This is a genomic window from Actinoallomurus acaciae (assembly GCF_042429965.1).
Taxonomy (GTDB): domain Bacteria; phylum Actinomycetota; class Actinomycetes; order Streptosporangiales; family Streptosporangiaceae; genus Actinoallomurus; species Actinoallomurus acaciae.
The window spans coordinates 1-18,035 of sequence record NZ_JBHLZP010000038.1; the positions used below are offsets into that span (position 1 = coordinate 1).

An 18,035-nucleotide genomic window follows, 5' to 3' on the forward strand; every position below is an offset into this window, starting at 1 on the left:
CAAAGCGCGACCTGGCCGCCCGGGTCGGCGTGGGCCCCACGCTGGCGTACGCCGCGGTCAAGGCCGCGGTGGACCACGCGGCGGTGACCGACCTGGCCGGCGCGCTGGCCAATGAGGCACAGCTGCAGAGAGCGTGCGCCGAGACCGCCGACCACGCCGCCGCCACCAAGGCGTTCCTGCGTAAGGAACAGCCCGTCTTCGAGGGCCGCTGACCGTCGTACGCGCGTGTGGGGGTACTGGAGTGTCCGCCCCCGATGCGCGAGACGGCGAGAGGTCGTCACAACGGCCACCCGTCTTCGAAGACCGCCGACTCTCGTACGCGCGTGCCGGGGCGGGCGCCCCGATGCGCGAAACGGCGAGAGGTTGTCACAACGGCCTCAACCGGACACAACCCGTTGTCCGCGTGAGTCGGACGGTTACTCTCCGACCCATGGCAACGCGAACCGCGCTCACGGGGGCCGGGACGATCGGAGCCGGCACCGCCCTGGCGGTCTTGGCGTCTCCCAGTCCCGCGAGCTGGGTCGCGGCCGCCGTCGTGATGGCATCCGCCGTGCCCGTCGCGGTCACCTTCACCCGCCGGCCGGCGGCTGACGCCGTCAGGCGAAAGCGCACGCCCGCAATGGGCATCGTCGACTGCGCCGGACAGAGCCTCGACATCGGCGACGCCGTACGGGCCGGAGACGGCTTCGACGGTCCGATGGAGCTGGGCTTCGGCCGGGGCGTGGTGGTGAAGGTCGGCCGGGGGAAGGCACATGTCCGCTTCAACGACATACCCGGGCAGGTCCACGCGGTCACGCCCGGCACCTTGCGCCGGCTCGCCTAGGAGCTTGTCACTCTTCTCGGCCGCTTGCGGCCACCGCACGGACGGCGACCGTTATTCGGGGCCATCGGCCGGCCGGCTCCGCCGCGGAGAGTGCACCCCAGGCGTCGCGCGTCCGGCCCGGATCCGCGCCATGACGCGGCGGGCACCGAGACAGCACCGCGCGGAACGGCATTCCGCGTCCGCTCGCGAACGAGGCGGTGATCGATAGGGCGAGCCGCTGATCTATTAATGCGGACGGCTCGCGCACCTTTTCGGCACGACGCAAATTCGACGAGTCGCGGATCGACTCGTACTGCCTTCGAATTGTGCGTACGCTGCATAGAGGGGGATTCTCCGTCCAACGCCTCGCCGAGGTAAGACATGGCCTCGGCGAATGCGTGGCCGGCGAACACGTTGACCGGGCAGCAAAGGTAAGCCGTGACCACCGTCTCGGCGTTTTTGGGCTGCCTACAAACCATGTCACCAGGTCGGCGAAACCCGCCAGACCGATTGGGGAGAGGAAACGTGAGCACGACCGACTCCGCCCACTGTTGGCGTCGAGAAGCATTCGGCGACCGTTCCGCTACCGCGAAAGAGGGACTGAAATGACCATCGGCTGGCGCCGAAGCAGCCGCAGTGGTCACGCTGGCGACAACTGTGTGGAAATCGCAATGAGCACTCGCCTAAACGCCAAATCCATCGTGGCGCCCCCGTCGCAGAATAGAAAAGGCCCGAGAAAAGACGACCTCACCCGTATCCAAAGAGCCAACCCTTGGGACCGGCTCTGAATGATCAGCCGGTGGTGTAGGCCCCGCGCCGGTGACACTCCACCAGGTGGTCATCGACCAGCCCACAGGCCTGCATCAGGGCGTAGACGGTCGTGGGGCCCACGTGCCGGAAGCCATGCCCCTTGAGCTCCTTGGCCAGCGCCTTGGAGCCAGGGGTCGTGGCCGGTACGTCCGCGACCGTCTTCGGGGCCGGCGCGGCGGGATCGGCGTACTTCCACACGAGAGCCGCCAGCCCGTCCGGCAGGTCGAGGGAGGCGCGGGCGTTCGCGATCGCCGCCTCGACCTTGCGGCGGTTGCGCACGATGGAGGCGTCGGCGAGCAGCCGCTCGACGTCGGCCGGGCCGTACGCCGCGACCTTCTCCATCGCGAAGTCGTCGAAGGCGCGCCGGAAGCCCGATCGCTTGCGCAGGATCGTCAGCCAGGACAGCCCGGACTGGAAGGCCTCCAGGCAGAGGCGCTCGTACAGCCCGCGGTCGTCGCGGACCGGACGGCCCCATTCGTCGTCGTGGTAGGCGATGTAGTCGGGCGCCGAAACGCCCCACGGGCAGCGCGCCAGCCCATCAGGGCCGATCGTCGTCATTCGAACAGTTTAGCGAGACGGCGGAGCGACGTGTGGAGCATGAGACGAGCGAGCGGTCCGACCGCGATCCAGCCCACCCGGCCGGCCGGGCCCAGCGGCAGGTCGATCAGCTCGGCCCAGGTCACCCGGCAGCGTCCTCCGGGAAGGTCCATCAGGTCGAAACGCCCCTCGCCGCGCACCAGACGCCCCGTGTGGCGGACCGCGACACGCGTCGACGGCCTCCACTCGGAGATCACCATCGTGTCGAGGAAGCCGATCGGCCCGACACCGGTCCAGGCCTCGACGCCCTCACCCTCGGCCGCGCCGCCCTCCGCGCGGGTGAAGGGCACCCACTCGTCGTGCCGCGGCCAGTCGACGAGCAGTTCCCACACGCGTTCGGCGGGCGCCGGTACGTCGACCGAGGCGTGCACGGCCACGCGGCTCACTCGCCGTCATCCTTCCGCGCCACCGGCTCTTCGGGCTCGTCCTGCTCTTCTGCCGGAGCTTCGGCCTGCCCGGAAGACACGGCGGTCTCGACACGCCGCTCCTGCGATGCCTCCCCCGGCTCTTTCGTCGAAGACCCGACCCGCTCGGAAGACGCGGCGTGCCCGACAGGCCGCTCCGCCGACTCTTCCACCGAAGACCCGACCGGCTCGGACGGGCGCTCCTCGACCGGGTCGGCCTCCTCCTCGGCGTCCGCGGGCCGGTCGACGATCGTCTTCCACGGGTCGCCGATCCGCGTGGGCCCTTCGGAGGGGACGTCCGTGTGGGTGGCGGGCGGCTCCTGGCCCGAGACGGACAGGCCGGGCCGGATGTCGGTGCGGGTGACCATCGGGTCGGGCGTGTCGTTCCGCGCCGGAGGCAGGGCCGCGTGCCGACCGACGTGCCGCTCCGGGCGCAGGTCGGGCCGCGTGTCTCCGTCGCGTCCCTGGCGTGCCTCGGCGAGTTCCTGCTCGAGCACGGCGATGCGCGTCTCGCGTTCGGTCAGCTCGTCCGCGAAACGCTGCAGCGCCTCGTCGGTGATCTGCTTGTGGTACCCCCAGAGCCCGAGCGGCAGGCGCAGGAGCACCGCGTCGGTGCCGCCGACGGCACGGCCTCCGGGCAGGGCCAGCGGCGGATGGTCCGGGTGCTCCGTGGAGAGTTGGCCGCCTCCGCCGACGGCCACGACGACGATCGCGCCCAGCACGGCCACGGCGACCAGCGCCACGGTGATGGTCATGACGAGCAAGATCGGGCTCCCCTCTGTGCCTCGATCATCCGATCGTGCCACACCCGGCACCGGGCCCGCTCACGGCTCCGATTCGAGGTAGTCCTCGGCCGTCGCCTCCAGGCGTACCGGAGTGCGTTCGAGGTGGTCGAAGGCCTCCGCCACCGTGCTGGTCCAGCCGATCGCGTCGAAGACGCGAGGCCGGGCGAAGCCCTCCTCCAGCAGATGCTTCATCAGGTCGCGCAGCGGTTCGTACAGGGAGTACGGGTCGAGGATGGCGATCGGCTTGTCGTGCATGCCGAGCACCCGCGAGGTCCAGATCTCAAAGAGCTCCTCGAGCGTGCCCAGCCCGCCCGGCAGGACCAGGAACGCGTCCGAGCGGCGGTCCATCTCGCCCTTACGCGACCGCATGTCCTCGGTCACGATCAGCTCACCGTCGTCGTCGGCGACCTCGACGTCGACGAGCGCCTGGGGGATCACGCCGACGGTATGGGCGCCGCCGTCACGCGCGGCGCGCGCGACGGCGCCCATGCACGACACGGTCGCTCCGCCGCTGACGAGTGCGTGGCCCCGGCGCGCCAGTTCGCGGCCGACCTGTTCGGCGAGCTCGAGGTAGCGGCGGTCGATCCGGCCGCTGGAGGAACAGAAGACACAGACCCGCATCAGGAACCGTTCCCTCCCCCGGCCGCGAGCTCCTCCTGCGCGGCGCGCTCCTCCAGCAGTCGCACCTGCGTCTCGTGGGCGCGCTTGACGATCTCCACGACCTCGGCCGGGTCGTCGGTGAGGTGGACCAGGTCCAGATCCTCGTGGGCGATCTTGCCGGCCGGGAGCATCTGGTTCTTGATCCAGTCGAGCAGGCCGCCCCAGAAGGCGGTGCCGACCAGCACGATCGGAAACCGGGTGATCTTCTTGGTCTGGACGAGGGTGATCGCCTCGAACAGCTCGTCGAGGGTGCCGAAGCCGCCCGGCAGCACGATGAACGCCTGGGAGTACTTCACGAACATCGTCTTGCGGACGAAGAAGTAACGGAACTCGATGCCGATGTCGACGTGGTCGTTCAGGCTCTGCTCGAAGGGCAGCTCGATGCCGAGCCCGACCGATATGCCGCCCGCGGAGACGGCGCCGCTGTTGGCGGCCTCCATGATCCCCGGCCCGCCGCCCGTGATGACCGCGTACCCGGCCTCGGCCAGCGCGCCGCCGATCCGCTGCGCCAGCTCGTACTCCTCGTCGTCCGGCTTGGTGCGCGCGGAGCCGAAGACGCTCACGGCGTGCGGCAGATCGGCCAGCAACCCGAAACCCTCGACGAACTCCGCCTGGATGCGCAGCACTCGCCAGGGGTCGGTGTGCACCCAGTCCGAGGGGCCACGGGCATCGAGGAGTCTCTGGTCGGTGGTCGTCGAAGGGATGGCCTTGCCACGGAGCATGGCCGGGCCCTGCCGCCTCCTGCGCGGCGCCTGGTCAGATCGCATGCCCATAACCGTAGCCAGCCGGGCAACCGGTTTAACTCGGCCGGTGCACGCGTCACGAGGAAGCCACCCGCCGTACGCCCGCCCGTCTCCGTACGCCCCGTCGCCCGATCGTCCCCGGTCAGGCGTCGGGGCCGATCCGCTCCCGTTCGATGTCGTCGTAGATCTCGATCTTGTAGTCGATCATCGCGAGGTCGCGCTGGAGCTGCTCGACGTGGGCCGCGACCTCGGCGCGGTGGTTCAGCAGGAGTGCCTTGCGCTCCGCCGCCGTGGCCGTGCCCGCGCGCGCCAGCTCGGCGTAGCGGAGCATCGTGGCGATCGGCATGCCCGTGGCGCGCAGGCGCGTCAGCAGGACGATCCAGCTCAGGTCGCGCTCGGTGTACCGGCGGTGCCCGCTGGGATCGCGCTCGGGCCGCTCACGGAGCGCGCCGATGCGTTCGTAGTAGCGAAGGGTGTGGGTGGAGACGCCGGCGCGGCCGGCCGCCTCCGCGATGGTGAGCGCCTCGGTCGCCGCCTGCGTCATGAGACCACTCTCGCCTTTCTGCGCTTCAGGTCAAATCATGCGGGCCGGGTCACGCCGTGAGCCAGGCCCGCATGCGCTCCTCTCCCGCGAAGATGCGCGGGATCTCGACGTACTCGTCCTTCGTGTGCGACAGGCTCGGCTCTCCGGGGCCGAAGTTGACCGCCGGGATGCCGAGTGCGGAGAACCGTGCGACGTCCGTCCACCCCAGTTTGGCCCGCGCCATCGACGCACCGCCGATCGCCTCGACGAACGCCGCGGCGGCCGGATGCGTGAGGCCGGGCCGGGCGCCCGCTGCGCCGTCGACCACGGTCACGTCGTAGCCGGTGAAGACCTCCCGCAGGTGCTTTTCGGCGTCTTCGAGTGACCTGTCGGGAGCGAAGCGGTGGTTGACGGTCACGACGCACTCGTCGGGGATGACGTTTCCGGCCACGCCGCCGCTGATGAACACCGCGTTGAGCCCCTCGTGGAACTCCAGCCCGTCGACGACCGGGCGGCGCGGCTCGTACGCGCGCAGGACGTCCAGCACCGCGCCGGCGCTGTGGATGGCGTTCGAGCCCATCCAGGAGCGGGCGCTGTGCGCGCGCTCGCCGAGTACCTTCACGTCGACCCGGATGGTGCCCTGGCAGCCGCCCTCGATGATGCCGCCGGAGGGCTCCATGAGCACGGCGAAGTCGGCCTTGAGCAGTTCGGGCCGGGTGTCGCCGATGCGCTTGAGGCCGTTGCGCGCCTCCTCGATCTCTTCGCACTCGTAGAAGAAGTACGTCACGTCGCGGTTGGTCTCGGCCAGCGTGGCGAGCTTGAGCTGGACGGCGACGCCGGCCTTCATGTCGCCGGTGCCGCAGCCGTAGAGCCGGTCGCCCTCGACCCGCGAGGGCAGGTTGCGGTTGACCGGGACGGTGTCGATGTGGCCGGCGATGACGACCCGCTCGCTCCGTCCCTGCGACGTACGCGCGATCACCGTGTCGCCGTCGCGCTCGACGGTCAGATGAGGCAGGGCCCGCAGCGCCTCTTCGATGGCGTCGGCGAGGGCCTTCTCGTCGCCGCTGACGGATTCGATGTCGACGATCGCCGCGGTCAGAGCCGCCACGTCCTGGTTCAGATCAAGCCGCATGAGCCCTCAGCCTACTTCGGGAGTGCCCGGATCCGGCCAACCCCCCGCGCCCCGAAGGGCCCTTGACGACACTCCTGACCTGTACTGACTTATCGACCTGCCAACAGAAAGGGGCTCCGTTGGGGGAATTTTCCACCTTTCGCGATGTTACTGGGTAGGATATTTACCTATGGCGGGAGCGGAAACAGCTTCGACCGCAGGGAGTCCCCCGCCATGCCCGACACATCGTCCTTCGGCCGTCGTGACTTCATGGTGCGTGCGGCCGCCGTCGCGGGTGGTGCCGCGCTCATCGGGGCGGCCGACCTCACCCGATCGGCCCCGGCCAACGCCTACACCCGGCCGCGCGTCTACACCCGGGCGGAGTGGGGCGCACGGCCCCCGACGTCACCGGCGCAGATCATCGCCGCGCCCGACCACCTCGTCGTCCACCACATGGCCTTTCCCAACTCCACCGACTACTCGCTCTCGCACGCGTTCCAGCTGTCCCGTGACTGCCAGGACCTGCACATGGACACCAACGGCTGGGCCGACACCGGACAGCAGCTGACCATCAGCCGCGGCGGTTACGTGATGGAGGGACGCAACCGCTCGCTGGAGGCCATCGGCAAGGGCGCCAACGTGATGGGCGCCCAGACCGCCAACGAGAACGGGCACACCCTCGGCATCGAGAACGAGGGCACCTACACCAGCGTGCTGCCCCCGACCGCGCTGTGGAACGCCCTCGTCCAGACGCTCGCGTGGCTCTGCGACGACTACGGCCTCGACCCGCACGCCGCGATCGTGGGTCACCGCGACTACAACAGCACCGAGTGCCCCGGCGACGCGCTGTACGCCAAGCTGCCCCAGCTGCGCAACGACGTCGCGACCGCCCTTGGTGCCTCCCCCCTCCGCGCCGAGCGCGCGACCCCCTACGTCCGGTCGAACCTGCCCGGACCCCGCCATCGCGGCGACCACGGCCCCGCCGTCGGTGCCCGCGAGGGCTCCTGAGGCAACGCCGCCTCACCCTCTCCCGCCCCTCGAATCCCCCCAGGAGGATCCGTGGCCCGCCGCCTGATCCGCCGGTTGAGCACCGCCACCACGGCGCTCGCCCTCGCCGGCACCGCCCTCGCCCTCGGCCCCGCCGCCGGCGCGTCCCCCAACCCGATCACCCACCCCGACCAGGACCACATGGGCTCGGGCCTGGCCGCCCGCTCGGGCTCGACCGCCCCGGGAACCGTCACCCCGGCCGTCTCCGGGCTGCCCGGCCTGGACGTGTCCAGCTACCAGGGCAACGTCAACTGGACCACCGTCAAGAACAACGGCGCGAAGTTCGCCTACGTCAAGGCGACCGAGGGCACGTCGTACACGAACCCGTACTTCAGCCAGCAGTACGTCGGCTCGTACAACGTCGGCCTCATCCGCGGTGCGTACCACTTCGCGACGCCGAACACCTCCAGCGGCGCGGCGCAGGCCGACTACTTCGCCGCGCACGGCGGCGCCTGGTCCGCCGACCACCACACGCTGCCGGGCGCGCTCGACATCGAGTACAACCCCTACGGCGCGACCTGCTACGGGCTCAGCCAGGCGTCGATGCGCAGCTGGATCCACGCGTTCGTCAACGAGTACCACGCCAAGACCGGCCGCTGGGCGGTCATCTACTCCACGCTCGACTGGTGGACGAGCTGCACCGGTAACTCCGACTCCACCTTCGCGAGCAACGACCCGCTCTGGATCGCGCGTTACTCCAGCTCGGCGGGCACGCTGCCGGCCGGCTGGGGCTTCTACACGTTCTGGCAGCACGCCGACAGCGGCACGTTCCCCGGTGACCAGGACGTCTTCAACGGCACGGCCGACCGCCTGCTCGCCCTCGCCGACAACACCTGACCCCCGCCAGGTGTGCAGGGGCCCCGGCGTCCTCCCCGCTGCCGCCGGGGCCCCTCGCATCTCCTCCGTGTCCGTGTCCTGCCGGCGTAAGGAACGACGCCGGCCTTCCGGCGGTACGCCGCCGACGTCTCCGACGGCACATCCCGACCCCGCCGACGCGCCGGGGCCCGTACGCGGGCCCCGGCGCATCCACTCACGCGCTGAGGCCGTGGTCGCGCAGGATGTCGTTGAGCTGGGACTTGTCGTGGCGCATGCCGGGCTCCAGACGCCGGATGACGAGCACCGCGGGCATGCCGAACGTCCCGCCGGGGAACTCCTTCAACCGCGTGCCGCCGACCGCGACGCACCAGTCGGGGATCCGGCCGCGGCCGAGCTCCTCACCCGTCTGCACGTCGATGACCGGCATGGACGCCGAGAGGTTCGTACCAGAACCGACGACCGCGCCCTTGCCGACGCGCGCGCCCTCCACGATCATCGAGCGGCTGCCGATCATGGCCTCGTCCTCGATGACGACGGGCCGGGCGTTCGGCGGCTCCAGCACGCCGCCGATGCCGACGCCGCCGGACAGGTGGACGTTCTTACCGATCTGAGCGCACGAGCCGACGGTCGCCCACGTGTCGACCATCGTGCCGGAGTCGACGTACGCGCCGACGTTGGTGAACGAGGGCATCAGCACGACGCCGGGCGCGAGGTAGGAGCCCCAGCGCGCGATCGCGCCGGGGACGACGCGCACGCCGTCGAACCGGGTCTTCAGCGGGATCCGGTCGTGGTACTGGAAGTCGCCGGCCTGCGAGGTCGTCATCTCGAGGACCTTGAAGCCGAGCAGGATCGCCCGCTTGGCGCGCTCGTCGACCACGACCTCGTCGGTGGTCTCGTCGACGTGGGCGACGCGTGCGGTGCCCGCGTCGATCTGGTCGACGGCGGCCAGGATGGCCTCGCGCGCGCTCGTGTCCTCGGGGCTCAGCTCCGCCCGGCGTTCCCACAGCTCGTCGATGGCGCTGGAGATCGGGCTGGTGAACGTGTCGGTCATGGCGGCGAGGATAGCGGCGCGGTGGGCGACCGATGCGCATCAGGGTCGGTGAGCCGGTACGGTCTTCGCGTGGGGAGAGCGGATAGGAGACGGCTGCGGCTCGCGACGGTCGCGTTGGCCACGGCGCTGGTCATCGCGGGTGGCGGTGTGGTGCTCTACCTGCATTTTCGCCCGTATCTCCACGGCACGAGCTGCGAGGCGCGCGCCGATGCCGGAGTGATGCCGCTCGACCTCGAACAGGCCGCCAACGCCTCCACCATCGCCGCGGTCGCGCTGCGCCGCAAGCTGCCCGAGCGCGCCGCGGTCATCGCGTACGCGACCGCGCTGCAGGAGTCGCACCTGCGCAACCTGGAGAGCGGCGACCGCGACTCCGTCGGCCTCTTCCAGCAGCGCCCGTCACAGGGCTGGGGCTCGGCCGAGAAGCTCAAGGACCCGGTGTACGCCACCGGCCGTTTCTTCACCGCGCTGGTCAAGGTGAAGGACTACACGGGCCTGCCGGTGCACGAGGCCGCGCAGAAGGTCCAGCGCAGCGCCGACGGCAGCGCCTACGCCCAGCACGAGGAGGACGCCAAGACCCTCGCGACGGCCTTCACGGGCCACGCACCGGCGTCCGTACGCTGCTGGTACCCGCCGAACAAGCGCAAGAAGACCTCCGACGCGCCAGCGGCACTGGCCGAGCTCCGCTCGACGCTGAAACTCGACGGCGACGGCGACGACCTGCCCGCGTCCACCAGCCGATCCGGCTGGACGATGGCGAGCTGGCTGGTCGCCCACGCACAGCTGTACGGCCTGCGCGAGGTCCGCTACTCCGGCCGCCACTGGCGCGCCAGCGACGGCCACAGCGGCTGGACCACGGACAAGAAGGCCGCCGAGAACCACGTCATGATCCGCTGACCGGGCGCCCGACGCGGCTTCTCCTGGTCGCCGGACTCCTCCACGGGACGCCGACGCCGCGAGGCGGTTCGCTCGGCGGGCGCCGGCGTCGTCCGTGTCATGGGTCACTTCCAGGACTTCGCGCGGGCCTTGGCCCGGTGCGCCTTCGCCCTGGCCGAGGCCACCTGCGCGGCGGCCTCGGCGCGTGAGCGCTTGCGCGCGGCTTTGAGGCCCGACTTCGCCTCGCGGCGTACCGTCTTGATCTGGGACTTGGCGGTCTGGGCGGCATGCCGCCAGGGATTGGCGTTCCGCTTCGCCCGGCGGCGCAGCAGCCACACGGCCAGTGCGGTGGCCACCCCGACGGCCGCGGCGCCGGCGCCGCGTACGGCGGGGGGACTGGTGATCGCCGGGGGCGTCGCGTTCTCGCGCGCCTTGGACGCCAGGTCGGAGACCGTGTCCTTGACCTGCCCGGCCTTCTCCTGCGTGGTCCGTACGGCGTCGCCGGCGTGGCCCGTGACGGCCTCCTTGGCCTGCGCGGCCTTCTCCTGAGCGCGCTCCTTCAGGCCATCGGCCTTGGCGGCCATCGCCTCCGCCGTCCGCTCGTGTGCCGGCTCGTTGCTGTTCACGGTCATCGGCTGCTCCTCGTCCGACAGGTCCACGGCATGGTCCGCAGGCCGGTGACTCCTCGCGGCCGCCTCCTGCGTCCGCCGGACGCCCTGCCCTCGGTCATGTCGGCTCCGTCTTATCGCGTTGGAGCCCCGATACCCAGCGCACCGCGCCTAAACGTGCCGCCGCCCGCCCGTTCTCGTGCCGCCGCCGAAGCTACAGACCGAGACTGCGGCCGATGATCTCCTTCATGATCTCGGTCGTGCCGCCGAATATCGTTTGGATGCGGGCGTCGAGGTAGGCCTTGGCGATCGGGTATTCCGACATGTAGCCGTAGCCGCCGTGCAGTTGCAGGCAGCGGTCCACGACCCGGTTGCACAGTTCGGTGTTCCACCACTTGAGCATCGAGGCCTCTTCGGTGCTCAGCCGCTCCGCGACGTGCTCGGTCACGCAGCGGTCGGTGAACGCGCGGGCCACGGACAACTCGGTCTTGATCTCCGCCAGCGTGAACCGGTTGTGCTGGAACCTCCCGATGGGCCGGCCGAACGCCTCGCGGCCGCGGCAGTACTCCAGCGTCTCCTCGAACGCCTTCTCCGCGCCCGCGAGCGCGGTGACGCCGATGGCGACCCGCTCGCGCGGGAGGTTCTGCATCAGGTAGACGAAGCCCTCGCCCTCCTCGCCGAGGAGGTTCTCCTTCGGGACCCGTACGTTCTCGAAGTACAACTCGGCCGTGTCCTGAGCGTGCAGCCCGACCTTCTCCAGGTTGCGGCCCCGCTCGAAGCCGATCATGCCGCGTTCGACCACGAGCAGGCTGATGCCCTTGTGGCCGGCCTCGGGGTCCGTACGGGCGACGACGATGACCAGGTCGGACAGGATGCCGTTGGTGATGAACGTCTTCTGCCCGTTGAGGATGTAGTCGTCGCCGTCCTTGACCGCGGTCGTCCGGATGCCCTGCAGGTCCGACCCGGCGGCGGGCTCGGTCATGGCGATGGCGGTGATGATCTCACCGGAGCAGTAGCCGGGCAGCCAGCGCTGCTTCTGCTCGTCGGTGGCGAGGCGGCTCAGGTAGCCGCCGTTGATGTCGTTGTGCACCGCGAAACCCGGGCCGTGGACCCCGGCGCGGGCCAGTTCCTCACCCATGACCACGTAGTAGCGGTAGTCGGGTTCGCCGCCACCGCCGTACCGCTCGTCGATGTCGATGCCGAGCAGGCCCTGGCGCCCGGCGGCGAGCCACACATCGCGGGAGACGACGCCGTCCTTCTCCCACTGCTCGTGGAAGGGCGCGACCTCCTTCGCGATGAAGGACCGCACGGTGTCGCGGAAGGCCTCGTGTTCTTCGGTGAAGATCTCGCGCTGCATACGTTGCGCTCCTCGACGGCGGCGTAAGTAGAACCTTATTCGGTTCTATGAAACACCATGACGCCCGGGCGCGCACAGCCCGGCACAGCCGACCTACCCAAGGTCACGGCATGAGATACGTCTCTTCGGCGATCAGCCCGCGAGGCGTGTGACGGCCGCGGCGACCCGCTCGTCCGTCGCGGTGAACGCCGCGCGCACGTGCCGCGCTCCCTGCGCCCCGTAGAACTCTCCCGGCGCGACGAGGATGCCGAGTTCGGAGAGCGTCTTCACGGTGTCCCAGCAGGGCTCGTCGCGGGTCAGCCAGAGGTACAGGCCGCCCTCGGAGTGGTCGACGCGGAAACCGTGCGCCTCGAAGGCGGTGCGCAGGGACTCGCGACGCCGTGCGTAGCGCGCCCGTTGCTCCTCGACGTGCTCGTCGTCCTCGAGCGCGACCGTCATCGCGGCCTGCACCGGCGCCGGCATGATCATCCCAGCGTGCTTGCGCACCTCGAGGAGCTCTTTGACCAGCACCGGGTCGCCGGCGACGAAGCCGGCGCGGTAACCCGCCAGGTTGGATCGCTTGGACAGCGAGTGCACGGCGAGCAGACCGGTGTGGTCGTCGCCGCAGACGTCCGAGCGCAGAACGGAGACCGGCTCGGCCTCCCAGCCGAGCTCGGCGTAGCACTCGTCACTGACGAGGATCACGCCGCGCTCGCGGGCCCACCCGACGACCTTGCGGAGGTGCTCGGCGGGGAGCACCTGGCCGGTCGGGTTGGACGGCGAGTTGATCCAGATGATCTTCGGGGTCTCCGGCCCGAGACCGAGCAGCCCGTCGACCGTCAGCGACGTGGCCCCGGCGAGACGCGCGCCGACGTCGTACGTCGGGTAGGCGAGACCGGGGATCGCGACGGTGTCGCCGGCTCCGGCGCCGAGCAGCGTCGGCAGCCACGCGACGAGTTCCTTGGTGCCGATGACCGGCAGGATCGCGGCGGGGTCGGCGGCGACCCCGAGCCGCCGGGCGAGCCAGCCCGCGGCGGCCTCACGCAGCGCGGGAGTGCCGTACGTCGCGGGGTACCCGGGCGCGTCGGCGGCCTCGGCCAGCGCCCGGCGTACGAGCTGGGGGGTGGGGTCGACCGGCGTGCCGATCGACAGATCGACGATGCCGTCCGGGTGTTGCTGCGCCTGGTGCTTGTACGGGGCCAGCAGGTCCCACGGGAAGTCCGGCAGCGTCTTGATCATGCGTCTCCCAGCCGTACGCGCCGCCCGTCCGCCGAGGACGGACGGCGCGCGAACATTCTCATCCGAACTCAGGCTTCGTCGCCCTGCGGCGGCAGTACCGCCACGATCGGGTGGTCCTTGTCGATCTTGCCGACCTTGGACGCACCGCCCGGCGAACCGAGATCGTCGAAGAACTCCACGTTGGCCTTGTAGAAGTCCTTCCACTGGTCCGGCGTGTCGTCTTCGTAGAAGATCGCCTCAACCGGGCAGACCGGCTCACATGCGCCGCAGTCGACGCACTCGTCCGGGTGAATGTAGAGCATGCGCTTGCCCTCGTAGATGCAGTCGACGGGGCACTCTTCGATGCATGCCTTGTCGAGCACGTCCACGCAAGGCTGCGCGATGACGTAGGTCACGTCCTACTCCTCAACGTCTGTGGCCGTCGCCACGGCTCGCAGCGGTTCCTTGCCTAGTATTGCCGTTATCAGTCAACCGTTTCGACATGGGGGGCACCACATCGGACCGCGTTTCTCCGCCCGGTACGTCGTTTCCGTGTCCCCATCCGACGTCGGACGACGTGTGTCGCTCCGTCGACGGCTGCCCAACGGAGCGTACAGCGATGTGCTCGGAGACCTGCAGGCGTGGTCCCAAGGTGAACTCAGGGTACGCCGCCGCGACGGTTCCGTCGTAACGGTGACCGAGGCGGAACTCGTGGCGGGCAAGGTCGTCCCCCCTCCTCCCCCGCGCCGTAGGCCGTCGTCACCGGACTCCGGCGGCTGAAACCGCCTCATGTCCTCTCTCGGGGACACCTGCTCTCGTGGATACCTGGGGCGATGCCCTCGGGAAACCCCTAACGACTGTTTCAAAGGGCCCCTAGATCGATCCGGTGGGGTCGGACCCCGGCCACACGGGCACGTCCGCGGGAAGGTCTCCGCTGACCGTCATGGGGAACTCGGCCGCGCGCTTCTCCAGGAACGCCGTGACCCCCTCGGCGGCGTCGGGCGCGGAGCCGAACGCGCGCATCAGCAGGGAGTCGGCGCGGTGGGCGTCCCACGGGGAGGAGGCGCTGAGCCCGGACCACATCAGGCGCCGCACCGCGGCGACCGCGACGGCCGACGTGTTGGCGGCGATCTCTCCGGCCAGTTCGTACGCGGCGTCGAGCAGGCCCTCCGCGGGGTACAGCCGGGAGACGAGGCGGCCGCGCAGCGCCTCGTCGGCGTCGAAGACGCGGCCGGTCACCGACCATTCCATGGCCTGGGCGATGCCGACGAGCCGGGGCAGGAACCAACTCGACGCGGCCTCGGTGACGATGCCCCGCCGGGCGAAGACGAAGCCGAACCGGGCACCGTCGGCGGCGAGCCTGATGTCCATCGGCAGCGTCATCGTGACGCCGACGCCGACGGCCGGGCCGTTGATCGCCGCGATGACGGGCTTGAGGGACCGCGCGATGCGCAGGGCGACCGTACCGCCCCCGTCCCGCAGGACACCGTCCGCGAACACCTCACGCTCACCGGGAACGCGCCCGGCCGCGCCGTGGTCGAACGTGCCCGCGCCACGCTCGAGGTCGGCCCCGGCGCAGAACGCACGCCCACGCCCGGTGACCACGACCACCCGGACGTCGTCATCGGCGTCGACCCGGTCGAACGCGTCGATCAACTCGCCTCGCATCACGTACGTGAACGCGTTGAGCCGCTCCGGCCGGTCGAGAGTGATCGTGGCGACCCGGTCGGCGACGGAGTACTCGATCTCGGTGTACGACACTGCTGCTCCCTGCTCGGCTGCTGCTCCCTGCCCGTGACCATGATCACACCCACCACCCCGACCACCACCGGCGGCCGAGGCGATACTGAACCGGATTCTAGAAGGTGGACTTCTAGAATCCGATACGCGAACGCGTCATGGTCGGACGACTGTCGCCACCACCGCACGTGTCCCCCGACAAACGGGAAGGGCGCGGAAGGCAGGGACCACCGCACAGCCCTCGCATACTCCGGCAGAGGCGAGAGCAGGCGGCAAGCGTGGAAGACAGAGACCACCGCGCCATCCCTCCCACATCCCGGCCCAAGCGGCGCGACAACCGCGGATAACCACACCGCCCCACGACCCGGCCGGGGCGGGAGCAAACGGCAGACGCGGAAGACACGGATCACCACGCCAGCTCCCCCACATCCCACGCCCAGGCGACCGGCAAGCGCGGAAAGAAGGGACCGCACCCCCTCCCGCATCCCGACCAAGGCGAGAACAGACGGCAAGTACGGAAGACAGGCACCGCCGCACCGTCCTCCCCATCCCGGCCCAGGCGGGGAGCGGCCGACAGACACAGACCAGCAAACGCAAAGGACGGAGACCACCGCACCACCCCGCCCACGCCCTGCCGAGGCGAAAGCAGACGGCAAGCGCGGAAGACACGAGCCACCGCACCAGTCCCCCCCACATCCCGCGCCCAGGCGGCGCGGCAAGCACAGAAAGCAGGGATCGCCACACCCCTCCCGCACCCCGGCCGGGGCGGGAGCAAACGGCAAACGCGGAAGACAGGGATCGCCGCACTATCCCTCCCGCCCAGGTAGGAGCGGCCTGCAGGCACAGAGGGGGACCACCGGACCACCCCTCCCACGCCCCGACCGAGGCGAGAGCAGGCGACAAGCGCAGAAGGAAGGGACCCACCGCACCGCCTTTCCCACAGCCCACCGAGGCGAGAACGGACGGCGAATGCAGAAGGCAGGGACCACCGCGCCATCCCTCCCACAGCCCGGCCACGGCGGCGCGGAAGACAGGGATCGCCGCACTACCCCTCTCACATCCCGCGCGCAGGCGACCGGCAAGCGCAGAAAGCAGAAACCACCGCACCGCCCCTCCCACCCAGACCAAGGCGCGAGCAAACGGCAAGCACAGAAGACAGGGACCACCGTGCCGCCACTTCTCGCGCCCCGGCCGAGGCGGGAGCAGACGGCAAGCACGGAAGACACGGACCACCGCACTACCCCTCCCACATCCCGCGCGCAGGCGACCGGCAAGCGCAGAAAGCAGAAACCACCGCTACCCGCCGCTCTCGCGCCCTGGTCGAGGCGGGAGCGGGCGGCAAGCGGGGAAGGCACGGGCCATCGCCCCATGCCTCCCACATCCCCGGGCGAGACGGGAGTGGCCGCGGCCAGCGCAGACCGGCCGGCGCAGACCAGCGGGCGCAGACCAGCGGGCGCGGAGGAGAGGGGTTGCCGTACCGGCCTCCCGCGTGCGCTGTCCCTCCCAAATCCCGCGCCAAGGCGACCGGCAAGCGAGGAAGGAAGGGACCACCGCGTCGTCCCCATCCCGCGCCCGGCCGGGGCGAGAGCGCATGGCAAGCATGGAAGGCACGGACCCGCCACGCCGCCCCTCCCGCGCCCCGGCTGAGGCGAGAGCGCATGGCAAGCATGGAAGGCACGGACCGCTGCGCCATGCCTTCCGCATCCCCGGGCGAGGCGGGAGTGGCCGGCCAGCGCAGGTCGGCGGGCGCAGACCGGCCAGCGTAGACCCGCAGACGCAGACCCGCAGGCGCAGACCGCCGGGCGCAGGCCAGCAGACGCAGACCGGCAGGCGCAGACCAGCGGGCGCAGACCAGCGGGCGCGGAGGAGAGGGGTTGCCGTACCGGCCTCCCGCGTCTTGGTGGGGGTGGTGAGGCGTGTGGGGGCGGGTGGGTCATGCCTTGTTTTCTGCGGGGTGGGGCCATGGGGTGTCCTCGTCGGCGGGGCAGCCGATCAGTGGGGGCATGGCCGGGACGAGGACCTCGCGGCTCCAGGTCGTGCGGGTGCCCGGATAGGTGGCCGGGGGCATGACCTTGAGGGTGCTGCGGGAGACGGGGACCAGGCGGGCGGTGATCGGGCGGCCGTCGACGAACGGTGTGGCGCCCCAGAAGGTCCAGAAGTCCTCCGGGTCGATCTTCGGGTGGTCGTCGAGTGGACGGGTGGCCTTTCCGGGGTGCAGGCGGGACCATCGCCACTGGTCGGTGAGCAGGCGGCACGCCAGGGAGCGCAGCAGGCTGAGTGCCGGCAGGTCGTGCGCGCAGGCGACGTTGTCGATCACCAGGTCGGGCAGGCCGAACCGGCGCAGGCCGAGCAGCGTGATCCGCAGGCAGGAGCAGGACTCCGTGCCGTCGAAGTCGTCCCGGTGCGCGGAGCGGGTCGCCGCGTCGTCGACGCCGTACCGCGTGCCGAACCACTGATCGCCCATCCGGAACCAGCCGCGCTCCACCCGGGCGAGGCCGTCGCGGAGCACGACCTGGCGGGCCTGAGGATCGATCAGGACGCCGTCGGTGGCGTCGGCGATCGCGCGGGCCACCGCGCGTGCGGTCTGCTCGCCGTGCGGCTGGTCGACGGTCGCGGCCCGGTGGACGACCAGTACCTGATGCGTCGACTCGCGAACCCTCCGGCGGTCGTCGTCCGAGGCCAGGAGGTCATCCAGGCGCCACGTCGCCTCGTCCGCGCCGATGGTGAAGATGCCGAGCCGGGGTGACCTCAGCGCCTCGGCGGCGGCGGCGCGGAACGGCTCGGGCACACGCCACGGCACGACCGTGCTCGGGTCGTCGAGCGTGCGGCTCGTCGCGATCACGTAATGCGACGTCACCGTCTCCGGAACGGAAAGCACGAGCTGGGGCACTGCTGTCTCCTTCGTCTTCTG

The 18,035-nt window shown here is 70.6% G+C and carries 20 protein-coding genes and 1 pseudogene; 7 read left to right on the forward strand and 14 right to left on the reverse strand.

Features of this window, described 5'->3' with window-relative positions:
• The 3 genes and pseudogenes from ACFFNX_RS07755 to ACFFNX_RS07765 all read left to right on the forward strand — a co-directional run.
• Positions 1-212 (forward strand): annotated as a pseudogene (locus ACFFNX_RS07755) (enoyl-CoA hydratase); the annotation flags it as partial.
• A 218-nt stretch (positions 213-430) separates the two neighbouring features.
• Complete coding sequence (locus ACFFNX_RS07760; protein WP_378197452.1) at positions 431-823, forward strand: hypothetical protein; 393 nt, start codon at positions 431-433, stop codon at positions 821-823.
• A 584-nt stretch (positions 824-1,407) separates the two neighbouring features.
• Positions 1,408-1,590, forward strand: coding sequence for a DUF397 domain-containing protein (locus tag ACFFNX_RS07765; RefSeq protein WP_378197455.1), 183 nt, complete (start codon positions 1,408-1,410; stop codon positions 1,588-1,590).
• A 4-nt stretch (positions 1,591-1,594) separates the two neighbouring features.
• Here ACFFNX_RS07765 and ACFFNX_RS07770 read toward each other — a convergent pair whose 3' ends face one another.
• The 7 genes from ACFFNX_RS07770 to dapE all read right to left on the reverse strand — a co-directional run bounded on the left by ACFFNX_RS07770 (position 1,595) and on the right by dapE (position 6,456).
• Positions 1,595-2,170 (reverse strand): DNA-3-methyladenine glycosylase I, encoded by a 576-nt coding sequence (locus tag ACFFNX_RS07770; protein ID WP_378197458.1) that lies wholly within the window; start codon positions 2,168-2,170, stop codon positions 1,595-1,597.
• A complete protein-coding gene (locus tag ACFFNX_RS07775; RefSeq protein WP_378197461.1) occupies positions 2,167-2,595 on the reverse strand; it encodes an SRPBCC family protein in 429 nt (142 codons plus the stop codon). Before ACFFNX_RS07775 ends, ACFFNX_RS07770 begins: the two co-directional genes overlap by 4 nt.
• Positions 2,592-3,368: an RAD23 family protein gene (locus ACFFNX_RS07780; protein WP_378197464.1), complete on the reverse strand. Its 777-nt coding sequence runs from the start codon at positions 3,366-3,368 to the stop codon at positions 2,592-2,594. Before ACFFNX_RS07780 ends, ACFFNX_RS07775 begins: the two co-directional genes overlap by 4 nt.
• Positions 3,369-3,437: 69 nt before the next feature.
• The gene (locus ACFFNX_RS07785) at positions 3,438-4,019 is read right to left on the reverse strand and encodes an LOG family protein (protein ID WP_378197467.1); all 582 of its coding nucleotides are present in this window, start codon (positions 4,017-4,019) and stop codon (positions 3,438-3,440) included.
• Positions 4,019-4,825: an LOG family protein gene (locus ACFFNX_RS07790; protein ID WP_378197470.1), complete on the reverse strand. Its 807-nt coding sequence runs from the start codon at positions 4,823-4,825 to the stop codon at positions 4,019-4,021. The genes ACFFNX_RS07785 and ACFFNX_RS07790 overlap by 1 nt, the downstream gene beginning before the upstream one ends.
• A 118-nt stretch (positions 4,826-4,943) precedes the next feature.
• On the reverse strand, positions 4,944-5,345 hold the full coding sequence (locus tag ACFFNX_RS07795; RefSeq protein ID WP_378197473.1) for a MerR family transcriptional regulator: 402 nt from the start codon (positions 5,343-5,345) through the stop codon (positions 4,944-4,946).
• 49 nt (positions 5,346-5,394) lie between these two features.
• Positions 5,395-6,456 (reverse strand): succinyl-diaminopimelate desuccinylase, encoded by a 1,062-nt coding sequence (gene dapE, locus ACFFNX_RS07800; protein WP_378197476.1) that lies wholly within the window; start codon positions 6,454-6,456, stop codon positions 5,395-5,397.
• A 213-nt stretch (positions 6,457-6,669) separates the two neighbouring features.
• Here dapE and ACFFNX_RS07805 point away from each other — a divergent pair, with 213 nt between their 5' ends.
• Positions 6,670-7,443 carry a peptidoglycan recognition protein family protein gene (locus ACFFNX_RS07805; protein WP_378197479.1) on the forward strand — a complete coding sequence of 258 codons (774 nt, stop codon included), beginning with the start codon at positions 6,670-6,672 and terminating at the stop codon, positions 7,441-7,443.
• A gap of 51 nt (positions 7,444-7,494) precedes the next feature.
• A complete protein-coding gene (locus ACFFNX_RS07810) occupies positions 7,495-8,319 on the forward strand; it encodes a lysozyme (RefSeq protein WP_378197482.1) in 825 nt (274 codons plus the stop codon).
• A gap of 193 nt (positions 8,320-8,512) precedes the next feature.
• Here ACFFNX_RS07810 and ACFFNX_RS07815 read toward each other — a convergent pair whose 3' ends face one another.
• A complete protein-coding gene (locus tag ACFFNX_RS07815; protein ID WP_378197485.1) occupies positions 8,513-9,349 on the reverse strand; it encodes a 2,3,4,5-tetrahydropyridine-2,6-dicarboxylate N-succinyltransferase in 837 nt (278 codons plus the stop codon).
• A gap of 69 nt (positions 9,350-9,418) precedes the next feature.
• Here ACFFNX_RS07815 and ACFFNX_RS07820 point away from each other — a divergent pair, with 69 nt between their 5' ends.
• On the forward strand, positions 9,419-10,243 hold the full coding sequence (locus ACFFNX_RS07820; protein ID WP_378197487.1) for a hypothetical protein: 825 nt from the start codon (positions 9,419-9,421) through the stop codon (positions 10,241-10,243).
• Positions 10,244-10,347: 104 nt separating this feature from the next.
• Here the strand turns inward: ACFFNX_RS07820 and ACFFNX_RS07825 are convergent, their stop codons facing one another.
• The 4 genes from ACFFNX_RS07825 to fdxA all read right to left on the reverse strand — a co-directional run bounded on the left by ACFFNX_RS07825 (position 10,348) and on the right by fdxA (position 13,800).
• Positions 10,348-10,854 carry a hypothetical protein gene (locus ACFFNX_RS07825; protein ID WP_378197490.1) on the reverse strand — a complete coding sequence of 169 codons (507 nt, stop codon included), beginning with the start codon at positions 10,852-10,854 and terminating at the stop codon, positions 10,348-10,350.
• 190 nt (positions 10,855-11,044) lie between these two features.
• Positions 11,045-12,187 (reverse strand): acyl-CoA dehydrogenase family protein, encoded by a 1,143-nt coding sequence (locus tag ACFFNX_RS07830; protein ID WP_378197493.1) that lies wholly within the window; start codon positions 12,185-12,187, stop codon positions 11,045-11,047.
• Between the two features lie 132 nt (positions 12,188-12,319).
• Positions 12,320-13,405, reverse strand: a complete 1,086-nt coding sequence (dapC, locus tag ACFFNX_RS07835) for a succinyldiaminopimelate transaminase (protein WP_378197496.1) — start codon at positions 13,403-13,405, stop codon at positions 12,320-12,322.
• 68 nt (positions 13,406-13,473) lie between these two features.
• Positions 13,474-13,800, reverse strand: a complete 327-nt coding sequence (gene fdxA, locus ACFFNX_RS07840; protein WP_329241848.1) for a ferredoxin — start codon at positions 13,798-13,800, stop codon at positions 13,474-13,476.
• A 136-nt stretch (positions 13,801-13,936) separates the two neighbouring features.
• On the opposite strand from fdxA, the gene ACFFNX_RS52360 reads away from it, so the two are divergent.
• Positions 13,937-14,164 (forward strand): putative acetyltransferase, encoded by a 228-nt coding sequence (locus ACFFNX_RS52360; protein ID WP_446678506.1) that lies wholly within the window; start codon positions 13,937-13,939, stop codon positions 14,162-14,164.
• Positions 14,165-14,257: 93 nt separating this feature from the next.
• Here ACFFNX_RS52360 and ACFFNX_RS07845 read toward each other — a convergent pair whose 3' ends face one another.
• Complete coding sequence (locus tag ACFFNX_RS07845; protein WP_378197500.1) at positions 14,258-15,145, reverse strand: enoyl-CoA hydratase-related protein; 888 nt, start codon at positions 15,143-15,145, stop codon at positions 14,258-14,260.
• Between the two features lie 1,912 nt (positions 15,146-17,057).
• Positions 17,058-18,014: a hypothetical protein gene (locus ACFFNX_RS07850; RefSeq protein WP_378197503.1), complete on the reverse strand. Its 957-nt coding sequence runs from the start codon at positions 18,012-18,014 to the stop codon at positions 17,058-17,060.
• Between the last annotated feature and the right edge of the window lie 21 nt (positions 18,015-18,035).